This window comes from Pseudoalteromonas sp. GutCa3, assembly GCF_002836155.1.
GTDB lineage: Bacteria > Pseudomonadota > Gammaproteobacteria > Enterobacterales > Alteromonadaceae > Pseudoalteromonas > Pseudoalteromonas arctica.
The window spans coordinates 21,811-36,592 of record NZ_PJBK01000022.1; the positions used below are offsets into that span (position 1 = coordinate 21,811).

The window sequence follows — 14,782 nt, forward strand, 5'->3', positions numbered from 1 at the left end:
TGCACTAACACAGTGAGGACAGTATGGAACAATTCAACCCACTCCAATTTTATAAATGCCTAGCGGACGATACGCGTTTAAAGGCAATGCTATTAATTAGCCATCAAGAAGAGCTATGTGTATGCGAACTGGTTGCTGCACTTGAGTTAAGCCAGCCTAAAGTGTCTCGCCATTTAGCGCAGTTAAGACAATGCGGATTATTGAGCGACCGAAAACAAAATCAATGGGTTTATTACAGTATTAATAAAGCCCTGCCAGAGTGGGCTAAAAATGTGTTAACGCAAACCCTGACTGCTAACCCTTCATTTTATCAAAACGATTTAACGCGCTTAAATGTTATGGGTAATCGCCCTGAACGTATTACTAGCTGCTGTAACTAACTAATAAATTAACTTATTAAAGGTATTTAATTATGACTATTAAAGTAGGTATTAACGGTTTTGGCCGTATGGGACGTTTAACACTGCGTGCAGCAGTTGATTGGCCAGAAATAGAGTTTATTAAAGTAAATGATGTAGCGGGCGATGCTAAAACACACGCACATTTAATTGAGTTTGACTCAGTGCACGGACGCTTAGCGCAGCAGGTTACTAGTGATGATAATAGCTTTAGTGTGGGTAAGCACACGATTGCAGTTACCAACAACAAAACCATAAATGAAACTGATTGGTCAGATTGCGATGTAGTAATAGAGGCCAGCGGTAAAATGAAAACCACTGAGCTGTTAAATCAATATTTAGCGCAAGGTGTTAAGCGTGTTGTGGTAACAGCACCAGTAAAAGAAGACGGTATTTTAAATGTAGTAATGGGTGTAAACGATGACCTATATAACCCAAGTGAGCATAAAATTGTTACAGCTGCTTCTTGCACAACTAACTGTTTAGCGCCAATAGTAAAAGTACTCCAAGAAAAAGTGGGTATTAAGCACGGCTCAATGACCACTATTCACGACATTACTAATACCCAAACGATTATAGATGCCCCTCATAAAGATCTACGCAGAGCGCGTTCATGCGGTACTAGTTTAATACCAACAACAACAGGCAGTGCAACAGCCATTACGCATATTTTTCCTGAGCTTAAGGGTAAATTAAACGGCCATGCTGTGCGTGTACCTCTTACTAACGCGTCAATTACCGATTGTGTTTTTGAGCTAGAGCGAGGTGTTACACAAGATGAAGTAAACACTTGGTTTAAAAATGCTGCAAATAACGAGCTTAAAGGTATTTTAGGTTATGAAGAAAGACCGCTTGTATCTATAGATTATAAAACAGATCCACGTAGTTGCACCATAGATGCGCTTTCAACTATGGTAATTAACAACACTCAGCTTAAATTATACGCTTGGTATGATAACGAATGGGGTTATGCAAACCGTACCGCTGAGCTAATGCTTAAAGTTGCACAAAGTGATGTGGTTTAATCTCGTTTTAAAAGGTTTAAATTCATGCTTGCGCAGTTAGCTAATTTACCAAGCTCTATAAAACAATATTTAATAATTACCGGTAATTACTGGGCATTTACCCTTACTGATGGCGCACTAAGGATGCTGGTGGTGCTGTATTTTCATCAGTTGGGTTATGGTGCATTTGCGATCGCCATGTTGTTTTTGCTTTATGAAATTTTTGGCGTAATCACCAATTTAGTAGGTGGTTGGCTTGGGGCACATTTAGGGTTAAATAAAACCATGAATGTAGGGCTTGGGCTACAGCTTGTAGCTTTAGCCATGCTTTGCGTTCCTGGAGATTGGCTAACCGTTGCCTATGTTATGGCAGCGCAAGCACTGAGTGGCATAGCTAAAGACTTAAATAAAATGAGCGCAAAGAGCGCCATTAAGTATTTAGTACCACAAGACGATGCAGGGCAAAGCCAATTATATAAATGGATTGCCATACTTACGGGCTCTAAAAATGCGTTAAAAGGAGTGGGCTTTTTTTTAGGTGGCTTGCTACTTACCGTATTTGGTTTTGTGGGGGCATTAATAAGCCTAATTGCTTTACTTAGTGTTGCGTGGGTTATTAGTTTAATTTTTTTAAAAGGCGATATTGGTAAAGCTAAAAACAAACCTAAGTTTAAAGAATTATTTTCTAAATCGCGGGCAATCAACTTACTTAGTGCAGCGCGTTTATGCTTATTTGCGGCGCGCGATGTATGGTTTGTGGTTGCATTGCCGGTTTACTTAGCCGCTCAGTTTAACTGGGATCACTGGTGGGTAAGCGGCTTTATGGCTTTGTGGGTAATTGCTTATGGATTGGTGCAGTCGCAAGCACCGCGTATAACAGGGCAAAGTGATTCAAACTCACATTCAGTCAAAAAAGCGTATTGGTGGGTTGCTCTATTAAGTGGCGTAACTGGCATTTTAGCGTTGTTGATGCAATTTGATGTAGCGGTACATTTTACGCTTGTAATCGGCTTACTTATTTTTGGTGGTGTATTTGCTGTAAATTCATCGCTGCATAGTTACTTAATAGTAAGTTTTGCTAAAAACGATGGGGTGTCGCTCGACGTTGGCTTTTATTATATGGCCAATGCGATAGGGCGTTTGCTTGGTACGGTGCTTTCTGGCTGGGTTTTTCAAGTATATGGGCTTAGTGCGTGTTTATGGGTAAGTGTATGTTTATTAATTGCAGCCTCAATTACAACGGCACGTTTGGCTAAACTTTAAAAAACTCAACGTATTGTATTAAATTCAATTTGTTTAACGATATTCATAGCTTCGTTGGTTAGATCTACTAAACTGTATCAGTAGTTTTAATTTAAAGGGTGTGATGAATGCGAGAAATATCGTTAGCAAAAAAGTTACTCTGGCTAAGTGTCGGTAGTATATTTATAACTGTACTAGTGCTATCAGGCATTTTGTGGTGGCAGTTATCATCAAGTAATAAGCAGTTAGCGACCAAATCCGAAGAGTACATTATTGTAGAAGTAGAAGAAAAGCTTAATGCTCATGCGGCTGGATACGGAGAAAAAATTGCTGGCTTTATTAATGAAGCTTACCGTGTTCCTTATTCATTAGCGGCACTACTTGGCGATGCAGCAAAACAAAGCACTTTAGACCGAGATACAGTTGTCAGTATAAATAAAGCGGTTTTAGAACAAAACACTCTCTTATCATCTATTTATTCTCAATTTGAACCAAACGCTTTTGATGGGCAAGATTCTCAATATCAACAAGGGTATAAGCATTCAGTAGATAGTGCTGGTACGTTAGAGGTATATATAACTCGCGATCAAAAAGGCGTAATTGAACAACAAAAAGTAGCGAATGCTGCCGATAAATATATTACCTCTTTAAATGAATTTGGTATTCGCGAAGCGCAGTGGTATTTGTGCGCAAAAGACACACTTAAGCCTTGTATTATGGAACCGTATTTATACGAAATCCCATCGGGCGATTCGGTAATGCTAACTTCGTTAACCGTGCCTATTTTAAAGTCAGGCCAGTTTATTGGTTTAGCAGGCGTTGATTTAACTCTACCAACCTTTCAAGTAATGACTGAGCAGCTTTCTAAGCAGCTTTACAATGGTCAAGCTAAAGTAACCTTATTAAGTGATTTAGGTTTAGTTGTAGGCAGCAGTCATTATAAATCTAAATTAGGGCGCCCAATTAAAGAGGCTGTTAGTTCTACTATATTTAATGATATTGAAAAGTCTAAAGGGCAAAGCGGTATTTTTAAAACAAATAGTGAATATTTAGTAAATTATCCAATTGATATAAAACTAGCAAACACTCAGTGGTCATTAATCATAGAAGTACCTACAGACCTAGCACTTGCAGGGCCTGAAGCGCTAGAAAAAAACATGCAAGAAACAGCAGCATCACTCGGGTTTATTATTTTAATTACAGGCTTAATAATTGCTGTGGTTGCTTTTGTTATTATGAAATTAGTAATTGCAGGTGTAATAGCGCCGCTACAACAAATTCAACAGCGGGTTGATAACCTCGCAAGTTCTGAGGGTGATTTAACGCATACATTGCATGTTGATAGCCACGCAGAACTTATTGCATTAGCTGGTGGGTTTAATCGATTTTTAGCAAAACTACGTGATTTAATTTCTGAACTAAAAGCGGTGTCTGAGCAAACTAAACAGCAAGGCGAAATAGCACAACACATCGCTATTGATACTAAGCATAATGTTCAATCTCAATTTCAAGAAATTGAAAGTGTGGTAACGGCTATGAACGAAATGAGCGCAACAGCACTCGAAGTAGCCAGAGCATCAGAGCAATCAGCCCAACAAGCCGATGAAATAAATAGCTTGGTAGTAAGCAGTGAGTCGAGCTTATCGTCAGCGATGACACAAGTTAAAACGATGTCTGAAGAAATTAAAGAAGCTAACCAAGCAGTTGAAAAAGTCGCTTCGCGTAGTAAAGACATTACGCAAATATTAGATGTAATTCGTACTATTTCAGAACAAACAAACTTACTTGCACTTAACGCAGCCATTGAAGCTGCGCGCGCTGGTGAGCATGGGCGAGGCTTTGCCGTTGTTGCTGATGAAGTACGTGCACTCGCTTCTAAAACGCGTTCATCAACAGATGACATAAGCCAGTTAATTGATAGTTTATTATCTGAAGTGGGTAACGCATCTACCGTTATTGAAAAAGGCGTAGTACGTGCACAAAATGCCGTTGATGAAACATCAGTAGCTTTTGATGCTCTGCACAGTGTTGTCGTTAAAGTTGATGAAATAACCAATCAAATTACACATATTGCCACCGCTGCTGAAGAGCAAAGCTTAGTGACTGAAGAAATAAACCGTAATTTAACGCTTATATCTGATGCCGCATCGCAGCTTGCTGACTTATCTACACAAGCAGGAGATAGCAGCGAAGCGCTTAATGCACTTGTTGCCCAGCAAGATAATGAGCTAAATAAGCTTAAAACGTAACTTATAAATTAAGTTTTAAGCACAAAAAAATGGCCAGTTAATACTGGCCATTTTTATTTAGTAAAATAAGTATGACTTATTGAGAATGCGCGATAACTGCTATTTATAACTTTTTAATCAACATAAACATTTGGTTGATCATTGGCTCAGCAAATTGCTCTACATTAGGACGATTAAAATAACCGCGTAAACCTGTAAATTGCACCTGAAAAAAGCGCGCATATTCAACAGCGGTCAACGTATTACTTAACTCACCTTTGTTTATTGCTTTTGTAAACAACTGCGTTAAATAAGCTTCAAATTGAGCTGTTAAATCTAAGCTTAACTCGTATAGGTTTGAGTCTTTTTCTGCAAATTCACTGTTTGCTTTAACCAGCATACAAATAGCGCTTGGGCTGCAATCTTTTGTTTTAATTACCACGTTTTCAACAAATGCACGTAACCCACCAAGTACTGTATCTGCACTTGATAGAAACCCCTCTATTTGGGTTTTCATTTGTACTGTGTAATCTTTCAGCGATTCGCAGTATAGCCCTTCTTTAGAGCCAAACGCAGAGTAAATACTACCCGGGCGCATATTAACGGCTTCTTGTAAGTCACGCGTTGAGGTTGCATGAAAACCTTTTTGCCAAAATAGCTGGCTTGCAACGCGAACTACATTATCGCGTTCAAATTTAACCTTATTAGCCATATCATTCTCAATCAATTTGAACATTTGCTCAATTTTAACTTGAACAGTCGCTCAAAATCAAATACTATGTGTCTCGAAGTTACTTAAAACTATTAATTATTAGGAGCTAACCATGGCCGAATTTACTTTATACACTCAAGAAAACGCACCAGAAGAAGCAAAACCGTTACTAGCTGATTCAGTAGCAGCATTTGGTATGCTTCCTAACTTACATGCAGTAATGGCTGAAGCACCAACATTACTTAAAGGTTACCAAGTACTGCACGAGCTGTTTCAAAAAACATCATTCAATGCAGAAGAGCTAACAGTAGTATGGCAATCAATTAACGTTGAGCACGCATGTCATTACTGTGTTCCTGCACACAGTGGTATTGCAGCGGCAATGAAAGTTGATCAAGGTGTTGTTGATGCACTTGTAAACAAAACACCACTTGAAAACCCTAAGCTAGAAACTCTTCGTGAAACTACACTCGCAATGACACGTGAACGTGGCGTGATCAGCGATGAGCAAATCGAAAAATTCTTTGCAGCAGGTTACGGTAAGCAACAACTACTTGAAATTATTGTAGGCTTGTCTCAAAAAGTAATGAGCAACTACACTAATCACCTTGCTGATACACCAGTAGACGCTGCATTTAAAAAATACGTAAAATAAATACGATTTTATAAATGACAAAAGGCAGCCTAGGCTGCCTTTTTTGTGTTTATAAATCGCGGCTATTTAAATTTTACCGTTTTTGTACTGTGTGTATAAATACGTTGTTCGGGCTTTGTCCACTCACCCTTTTTAAGGTAAGAGGTCGATACAATAAATTTATCGTCTTTTAAATCACTAGTAGATTTAACCTTAGTCACTCCCTCTTTACTGCCTGTTACTTCCTCATAGGCTACAAACTGAGTAGGGCTTAATACCGTTATTGTGCCTTTAGTGTAAAATCCTGCCGTAGTGAAATAATAAAATACGAGTGACTTCTTTTTGCTATCATAAAAAATCATCGACTCACCGCCATACTCACCCTCGTTAATCGAGTGCATGGTACGAATAGCTTTACCGTTTAAAGCGCGTTCCCAACGGCCAACATCTTGTATTTTTTTAGCGCCTTCTGGTACTTTAAAGTCTGCTTGCCACGTTCCTAAGTAAGGTTTAAACACTTCTAGCTCTTTATCAAGGTTACTGGCATTTTCATTAGCAAAGCTACTAAATGTGCATAAACATAATGCGAAGAATAGCGATTTAAAATATGTCATAATTTGGCTCTCGTTGTTAGGCTCTTATAAGCCCAGTATAGGTGATAATTAATTGATAAAGAAAATATTAATCACATTCTCATTGCTTTATTTAGCTGCCATTTGGTTAGCTTACCCGCTGCAATACTTACCTGTTTATATACCAATATATGTACCTGGTTATATAAGTGTATTAAGTGCTATAACTTTTTTAATGTACGCGTGGGATAAGCGACAAGCTAAGCGTTCTTCACATACAAAAGTAAACCGCACGCCAGAGCGTACACTGCAACTACTTGCATTATTTGGAGGATGGCCGGGGGCATTACTTGCTCAACAATTACTTCGTCATAAATCGCAAAAGCGACGTTTTATTATTGTGTTGTGGTTATGTATTTTAATTAATATTGGTAGTTATTTCGCAGTAGGATATTTGTGGCTTTATGAAGGATTTAATATGCCTTAGGCCAGTTATTAAATTAACCAGGCTAAGGCATATAAACTAAAACGTACTGAGAAGCTTATTGAGCCGATTGGCTTGCTTCCATTGTATCGAGTTCAACAGTTAGTATTGTTTTTTTATCAACTGAAACCCATTTTCTGTAAGTAAGGTATCCTGCTTTGCTTACTTCAATATCGTATTTACCTTCTTTAAGCTCAATACCAGCTTTGTAAACAGGGTTGATATTCATAATACGAACGCGAGCATCAGCAGGGTTAGTAATAACTGTTAATGAAATTGGTGCAGCTACTTCCTCTACTACAACTTGAGTCTCAGTAACAACTTCCTCAACAACTTGTTCTGTTTTATCAGTTGACGTTGTTGAACAACCAGCTAGTAATAATATTGCTGCAAGTGCGCTTAAATTTTTCATCGGTACTCCATTAGATCATTGTAAAAGTGTTGAGTGTCACGAAAAATCTGGGGAGAGTATATCTAACTCGTCGTCCTTGACCTTCGTTTTAAAATAAACTGGCGGATAGTTTAATATGTATCCGCCCTGTATTCAATTGCCGTAATTCTAATATCTTAAAGCACCTTTCTATAAGTAGCTAAAAGGGGATTTTAACTCATTGATATAAAATTATATATTAGAGCATACTATCTAAAGATTGCGTTATGGCTTCGCTTCTCTCTACTAGTTGCTCAGCAGTTCTATACATTTTTCGTTTCATTAATGTATTTGCCATCGTTATGTATCTTCTTGATAGCTCCTGTTTTAACTCAACCAAAAGGGAGAAATCTGCAGGTAATTCATTCGATTCTAAGTTAACTAGTTCTTCAAATTCAAGTAACTCTTTATAGTCTTCTATTTTATCTAGTTGCGCGCTATAGCGTTGAAATCTTGGTTGATAAAATACAACAGCATCAGATGTAGGAAAGTTTACTTGTTCACCTTTATCTATTATCTCTTTGTATGCAGTTAATGCATCAATAGCTGATTCTCTTTTTAATAAATCGCTAAAAAGAAGCTCTGCTTTTTGGCTGTCAGTAAATATCGCTTTACCTACACTCAGTAGCGCTTTTTGCGAAACTACATCATCACTTTCAACTGCTTGATTAAGTGTTAATTTGAAATTTTCAAAATGCTCTGGTGAAGGTTGATATACATATGTGCTATCAACTTCGTTAAGGTCTTTAATTAGTTGGGGGATACTATTGTTGTCAACTTCGTTATAACGGGATTGCTCCAGCAGTAGATTAATTCTTGATGTTATATCAAAAATTATAGACTGGCGTTCTCTAAGAACACTTTCTAATTGCACAGAAAGCGTTTCTGAATCTGGGTAGTACTCCAAAGCTTTAGAATAGACTTCAATAGTTTTATCAAAATCTTTAAATTTATTAGCGCTATTATTTGTTCTACTCGCCCTAGTGTCGAAGCTATCTAATATACTAGTTTGATTAACTCTCAATAAACCTTGTTTTAAGACTTCGTATTGTGGAGGGATTTCTCCTAGCTTATCTAATATTTCAGGTCCACTCCATGACATCCAAGTTTCAACTTGTTGGTTGATAGCATTCGCGTTATCAAGTTTTGCCTGTAATTGTTTTGTACTGCCATTATTCGAAACATGGTATTGGCCTGCAAGTACAGCTAAGACAACTGAAATAGCAACTAAGGTAATAGTCGGTTTTAAATTAGATTTAAGTTTATTTTGAATTGGTAGTAAGGAACTCTCACGTTGTGATGACTCTAGTGATAATGCCTTTTTTAAACTTTTCCAAAGCCAAATAGGACAATGACTAGGACGTGAAGCTGAAGTGTTTTTCGAAAGCTTATCGGCAGAAACTCGGTTAAAAGGGTGCTTACTGCTAAGTAGCTCAAATGCGATACATGCAAATGAAAACACATCATCTTTAACAGATGCTTCAGCGCCACTTAGTTGCTCTGGGCTTGCATAAGTTGGGGTATACCCACCAATTGTACCTAGGTCTGTATTACTATTAACTGCGTAAGCATCTTCTATGCTTTTATGTTTCGCTATTCCGAAGTCGAGTACCTTAAGATTACCATTACTATCGAATATTATATTAGATGGTTTAAGGTCATTATGTATAACGCCTCTAGAGTGAGCATAGATAAGCGCATCTGATAACTGTTCCAAAATCACTTTGGCTTTTTTGAACGCCATACCAGAGGGCTTATTTCTTTTTATTATTTGCTCTAAAGTTTCACCTTCGATGAGTTCCATTGTCACATAATATAAATCGCCATCTGAATCGGCTGAAAATACTTTAACGATACTAGGGTGGGAAAGTTGCTGCGTTTTAGCTGTCTCATCTTTTAAGAGTGAAATTGCTTCTTCCGAATTTGAAAACTCTTCCTGCAATACTTTGATTGCAACAAATGCTTCAGAGCGGCCTGCGTTTTCTAAAAAAGTATCTCTAGCACGGTATATGTAGCACATTCCACCTTGACCAATAAGCTCTTCAACTAAGTAGCGATTAGATATTTTCTTACCAAGTAGATTTATTTTATTTTTAGGTAATGCTTTTTTTGAACTAGAAGCAAGTGAAGCAATCTGGGTTTTATCGTTAGAATTATTAGTACCGCTCATTATAAATCCTTTTATTGTGTTAATTTAAATAATTGCAAAGGTGTTTTTGTGGTTATTATCAATTTTCCCTCTGATATTCGCATGTATTTTTACAAAAAATGCTTATTATAGCAATGTTTCAATTGTTGAATATTTACATCTATACTCACAGCCCAACACCTTTTTACTTCGATATGATTTTCTCTATGCTTTTATAATTTAAATACTAAACTAAAATAAAAGAACGATTAGATAGAATGTAAATTAAAGGGGTTATCCGGTTTTAGAGCTATGCAGAGTTATATGGAAAGAAAAAAGTGGAAGGCACGTATTAAAAGCATAAAAGTAGATAACATGAGTTAAACAAGGCGCACTATAAAATCATTATTAGCGCTATTTATTAGCTGCTTTTAAGATTAAAGGGAATTAAGTCTCTGTTTATATATTAATTTCAATGTTGACAATAGTTTCGCTTGTACTTTATCCTAGCGAAATTGTAGATTTATGGGACTAACATATCAAATGGAACTGATACTAAACATAACTAGTTATCATAGACTCTCACCTGAAATTGAAGCTTCTAAGACAGTAAAAGATACGCTTACATTCGGCCGCTCTGAGTCATGTGAATGGCATCTTCCCGATCCTGAAAAAATTATATCTAGTAGGCATGGTAAAATAGAAAAAGAAGGTGATTCGTTCTCTATTTACGATAATTCTACTAATGGTATTTATATAAATTTTGGTGTGTCTCCCCTAGGCCAAGGCAATAAACAACGCCTTTCAGACAATGATGTGCTTACAATAGGTGACTTCCAGATTGAAGTTAAATTAGTTGAGCAACAAACAGTTGCCCCTTCACAAAGCCATAAAGTTATACCTAGTAACCGAAATGATGATAAGCAATTAGAAACACAGGCTGATTCTTTTTCACAATCACATAGCTTTTTAAATGACTCTATTTTAGATGAGTCGATGCCTACTGTTTCTATGGTTCAAAGTGATTTTTCAAATTCAGGGAACCAAATACCTGAAGATTGGGATGACTTATCTCGTTTGATGAATAGTGAGCATCATGTTACCGAAAATAAAAATGATGTAATCACAGAAAAATTAGAAATGCCGATTGCTCCCTCGTCTGAAAAAGCAATACCAGAAGTAAGGCATATCGAACCTACGCCCCAACGTGTACAACAAACAGAGCCACAGAGTGATTCGTCTTTATCTGATGCATTTTTGAAAGGGCTAGGAGTTAAAGCTGAATTACAAAGCTCACTTAATACAAAAGAGCTTTGGTATGAAATGGGCCAAGGTTTGAATCTAATGCTTAATGAGCTTATGGAGTCTCTGCGTCAAAGAGCGCATGTTAAAAGTCAATTAAGATTAAACCATACAATGTTTCAGACGCAACAAAATAATCCATTGAAATTTTCTGCCGATATAGATGATGTTATTCAGAATTTATTCATAAGGAATAGTGCAAGCTTCCTTTCATCTAAGGAATCTATAAAAGAAAGCTTTATAGATACACGTAGACATGAGCATGCTTTACTAGCAGGTGCTGATGGTGTTCTTAAAGGGATGTTAGCTCAAGTTTCTCCTCAGCACATTAGTCGCCAGGCAAATGAAAGCTCCAATGTACTTAAAATTATCCCCGGTCAACTCGAGTCTAAATGTTGGAAGTTATATCAGAGTTTACATGATGATCTTTCGCAAGAAGTTAATTCAAAGGGGGCGCTGGCTCTGTCGGATGATTTCTTAAATGCATATAATGATAAAATTAAAGATACGCACTAGGAAGGAATGAAATAATGCATAAAGTTAAGCTCTACTTAATGAGTTTTAGTTTATTATTTTTAGTATTAGGATGTTCAACAGTTAATAGAATTGTTCCAGCATCTACAGATTTAAAAATCAATGTTTCTAAAAATGTAAATCCGGACACATCTGATAGACCATCACCAGTAGTGATGAAAATATTTGAGCTTAGTTCCAGAACCATTTTTGATACACAAGATTTCTTCAGCTTATACGATACACCTGAAAAAATACTTGGCCCCGATTTACTTAAAAAAGATGAGCTTGAATTACAACCAAACTCAGTACAAAAATATAAAATGAGTCTGAATCGAAATACTCGTTACGTAGGCGTAGTTGTCGCATATAGAAATATTGATCAAGCAAGGTGGAGAGCTGTAATAGAAGTTGATCCAACAGGCTACGATGATATTGATGTTAATGTAGAAGCAATTGCTACATACATGAGAGAGCAATAAAAAAGGATTTTAAAATGGGTGATAACACTCGTGTTGCATGGACTGAAGGGATGTTCTTAAGGCCTCAACACTTCCAACAATCAGATAAACATATTTCTAATGTTATTAAGCAAGTTTGCAGCGGTAACCTTGCTGATCCGTGGGGAATACTTGAAATTGCTATTGATACAGAGTTATTAAATTCAGGTCAGTTTGCAATTGAAGCTTTATCAGCCATAACACCTGATTTAATGCCTATTGACATGCCACAGTCTACATCTCTTCCTGAACCATTAGTTGTTGGAAAAGATGTGTATGATGAGATTGTTTATTTGGCAATACCTGCTTTAAAAAATAGCGGGATTAATATTTCAGCGCCCGAAGAAAATATTGTCACTCGTTATAAGTTAAATGACTTGTCGGTAAGCGATGACTTTATTGGTGCGCAATCACAAGAAATTATTCAAGTAGCAAAAATATATAGCAAATTAGTTTTATCTTCAGACGATCATTCTGGTTACATACTACTTCCTTTAGCAAGAATTTTAGAAGTAAGTAGCGAAGGCCAAATCAAATTAGATAGCAAATATATCCCAGCTTCTTTGAAAGTAGGGCAATGCAAGCCCCTTCTTGGGTTAGTTCGTGAAATAGGCTCTATGATAAAGCAGCGCTCAGAAAGTATCGCTGTGCGGTTATGCCAAGGTTATGCTGGTAGTACTTCTGTTGCTGACTTTATTATGCTTCAGACGCTAAATAAGTATGACGCTGTTTTTGATAATTTATTATCAGTTAACAATCTACATCCTAATGTGCTTTATATTAGACTTATTGAGCTTGCTGGTGAGTTATCTACCTTCAGTACAGTTAATAAGCGAGTTCCTAAACTTCCTAAATATGATCATAAAAATTTAGGACAAGTCTTTAGTGAAGTCGTTAGCTTTTTATATCAATCCTTAAGTCATGTAATTGAGCAAACTGCAACTGAAATTAAGCTTGAGCAAAGTAAGTTTGGTATTTCATTTGGAGCGCTAAAAGATAAATCAGTGCTTAACTCAGCTCAGTTCATTTTAGCTATCAAAGCAAGTGTTCCGCATGAAGAACTTCGTAAGATACTACCTTCACAGATCAAAATTGGCAGTGTAGAAACAATACGCGATTTGGTAAACAATCAAATTCCCGGCATAACAATTAGTAGCTTGCCAACAGCCCCGAGACAAATTCCTTACCATGCAGGTTTTCATTATTTTGAATTAAACAAACATGGGGAACATTGGGAAAAACTTCGTTCGAGCGGAGGTATTGCTATTCACTTGTCAGGTAGCTACCCAGAACTTCAATTGAGCCTTTGGGCTATCAGAACTTAACTTTTAAAAGGAAGAGTTTCAATGGACGAAACCATTATCAAACCACGCCCTGGTAGACGAGGGCGTGAGACATCAAATAATACAAATATTAATAGTGATGCAGATAAAACGGTTATGTCGGTTGAGTCAGCATCGACTAAACTGCCAAGTAATACAAAAATATCTATATTTAAAAACCCACTTTTAGAAGCTGCAACAGATTGCTTCTCTATTGTTATCTCTATTAGTCAATCTGTAGAAATGACTAATTTAGCTGCTTTAAAACATCGCTGCGTAGAAGCAATAAAACGTTTTGAAATGGAAGTGCGTAATCAACATTTATCTAAAGATGTGATTAACAATGCACGTTACTGCTTGTGCGCAATACTCGACGAGTCTGTATTAAATTCAAAATGGAGTTCAATGGAATGGGCTGATGAAAGCTTGTTGTCTACCTTTCATAAAGAAACGTTTGGTGGTGAATATTTTTATACTCTTTTAGATGACTCACTTTCCCAACCACAAAAAAATGAACAATTTTTAGAGTTACAATATCATTGTTTAAATCTAGGTTTTAAAGGTAAGTATAGGCTAGATACAATCGGCGATAACAAAGTAGAAGAGTATCGTTCGCAGATTTACCATTTATTGAATCAACTCAATGGACCTGTAAATAACAAGCTTTCACCAAATTGGAAACAAAGAGTAGCCGCAGGTGTTGAGCTTAGAAATCAAATACCACTTTGGGTTATTTTTTCAGTTTTAGGGCTAGTGCTATTAGCTGTTTACTTATTTATTAACATGAAATTAAATGATGAAGTTTTTTCAGTGAATGAAAAATTGTCAATAATTCACCCTTTAGCAAATGATCAGACTGTTGATAAAAAAGATCAGCAATTATTAGTTTTAGAGCAGTTATTACAAACTGAAATAAAAATGGGGATTGTTGAAATAAACAAAACTCATGATCGAATTAGAATTACTATAAACAGTGAAAGCTTGTTTAACCAAGGTGACTCAAAATTATTACCATCATTTCAACCTATATTAGAAAAGCTAGCGCTTAGTTTAGAAGGTACAAAAGGACGTATATTAATTACTGGTCATACAGACGATACTCCAATTAGTACAGATAGATATCCATCCAATTGGCACCTTTCTCTTGCTAGAGCTACTCAGGTAGCTAATTCTATGGCAAAAAGCACGAACCTTAGCGGCCGTTTATGGCCTGAAGGAAAAGGCGCTGCAGAGCCAATTGCCAGTAATTCAGATTCAGCTTCTCGGTCATTAAACCGACGAATTGAAATCGATCTATTATTTTAATGAGGCTG

Annotated in this window: 14 protein-coding genes; 10 read left to right on the forward strand and 4 right to left on the reverse strand. The window is 36.7% G+C overall.

The features are described 5' to 3' along the window. Positions 1–23 precede the first annotated feature (23 nt). The 4 genes from CXF64_RS03550 (at position 24) to CXF64_RS03565 (ending at position 4,893) form a co-directional block, all read left to right on the forward strand. Positions 24–380: a metalloregulator ArsR/SmtB family transcription factor gene (locus tag CXF64_RS03550; RefSeq protein ID WP_101216301.1), complete on the forward strand. Its 357-nt coding sequence runs from the start codon at positions 24–26 to the stop codon at positions 378–380. Positions 381–412: 32 nt separating this feature from the next. Further along, entirely contained in the window at positions 413–1,423 is a 1,011-nt protein-coding gene (locus CXF64_RS03555; RefSeq protein WP_101216302.1) for an ArsJ-associated glyceraldehyde-3-phosphate dehydrogenase, read from the forward strand. 24 nt (positions 1,424–1,447) lie between these two features. After that, positions 1,448–2,665 (forward strand): organoarsenical effux MFS transporter ArsJ, encoded by a 1,218-nt coding sequence (gene arsJ, locus CXF64_RS03560; RefSeq protein ID WP_101216303.1) that lies wholly within the window; start codon positions 1,448–1,450, stop codon positions 2,663–2,665. 107 nt (positions 2,666–2,772) lie between these two features. Next, a complete protein-coding gene (locus tag CXF64_RS03565) occupies positions 2,773–4,893 on the forward strand; it encodes a methyl-accepting chemotaxis protein (protein ID WP_101163123.1) in 2,121 nt (706 codons plus the stop codon). A gap of 103 nt (positions 4,894–4,996) precedes the next feature. Here the strand turns inward: CXF64_RS03565 and CXF64_RS03570 are convergent, their stop codons facing one another. Further along, the gene (locus CXF64_RS03570) at positions 4,997–5,584 is read right to left on the reverse strand and encodes a TetR/AcrR family transcriptional regulator (RefSeq protein WP_101216304.1); all 588 of its coding nucleotides are present in this window, start codon (positions 5,582–5,584) and stop codon (positions 4,997–4,999) included. A gap of 112 nt (positions 5,585–5,696) precedes the next feature. On the opposite strand from CXF64_RS03570, the gene CXF64_RS03575 reads away from it, so the two are divergent. Continuing rightward, positions 5,697–6,239, forward strand: a complete 543-nt coding sequence (locus tag CXF64_RS03575) for a carboxymuconolactone decarboxylase family protein (RefSeq protein ID WP_007586212.1) — start codon at positions 5,697–5,699, stop codon at positions 6,237–6,239. Between the two features lie 62 nt (positions 6,240–6,301). Here CXF64_RS03575 and CXF64_RS03580 read toward each other — a convergent pair whose 3' ends face one another. Further along, positions 6,302–6,832 (reverse strand): hypothetical protein, encoded by a 531-nt coding sequence (locus CXF64_RS03580; protein WP_101216305.1) that lies wholly within the window; start codon positions 6,830–6,832, stop codon positions 6,302–6,304. Positions 6,833–6,884: 52 nt separating this feature from the next. Between CXF64_RS03580 and CXF64_RS03585 the strand changes: the two genes are divergently transcribed. Next, positions 6,885–7,277, forward strand: a complete 393-nt coding sequence (locus CXF64_RS03585) for a DUF1294 domain-containing protein (RefSeq protein WP_101216306.1) — start codon at positions 6,885–6,887, stop codon at positions 7,275–7,277. 55 nt (positions 7,278–7,332) lie between these two features. Here CXF64_RS03585 and CXF64_RS03590 read toward each other — a convergent pair whose 3' ends face one another. Together CXF64_RS03590 and CXF64_RS03595 are read right to left on the reverse strand one after the other, a co-directional pair. Further along, positions 7,333–7,686 (reverse strand): PEGA domain-containing protein, encoded by a 354-nt coding sequence (locus tag CXF64_RS03590; protein WP_024607356.1) that lies wholly within the window; start codon positions 7,684–7,686, stop codon positions 7,333–7,335. 217 nt (positions 7,687–7,903) lie between these two features. Beyond that, positions 7,904–9,874 carry a serine/threonine-protein kinase gene (locus CXF64_RS03595; RefSeq protein ID WP_101216307.1) on the reverse strand — a complete coding sequence of 657 codons (1,971 nt, stop codon included), beginning with the start codon at positions 9,872–9,874 and terminating at the stop codon, positions 7,904–7,906. A gap of 501 nt (positions 9,875–10,375) precedes the next feature. Here CXF64_RS03595 and tagH point away from each other — a divergent pair. Genes tagH through tssL form a run of 4 tightly spaced genes read left to right on the forward strand, consistent with a single transcriptional unit; the run spans position 10,376 to position 14,774 of the window. Continuing rightward, positions 10,376–11,650, forward strand: a complete 1,275-nt coding sequence (gene tagH / locus CXF64_RS03600; RefSeq protein WP_101216308.1) for a type VI secretion system-associated FHA domain protein TagH — start codon at positions 10,376–10,378, stop codon at positions 11,648–11,650. Between the two features lie 14 nt (positions 11,651–11,664). Further along, the gene (tssJ, locus tag CXF64_RS03605) at positions 11,665–12,129 is read left to right on the forward strand and encodes a type VI secretion system lipoprotein TssJ (RefSeq protein WP_024607353.1); all 465 of its coding nucleotides are present in this window, start codon (positions 11,665–11,667) and stop codon (positions 12,127–12,129) included. Positions 12,130–12,143: 14 nt separating this feature from the next. Further along, positions 12,144–13,472 (forward strand): type VI secretion system baseplate subunit TssK, encoded by a 1,329-nt coding sequence (tssK, locus tag CXF64_RS03610; protein WP_101216309.1) that lies wholly within the window; start codon positions 12,144–12,146, stop codon positions 13,470–13,472. A gap of 21 nt (positions 13,473–13,493) precedes the next feature. After that, entirely contained in the window at positions 13,494–14,774 is a 1,281-nt protein-coding gene (gene tssL, locus CXF64_RS03615) for a type VI secretion system protein TssL, long form (protein WP_101216310.1), read from the forward strand. Positions 14,775–14,782: the final 8 nt, after the last annotated feature.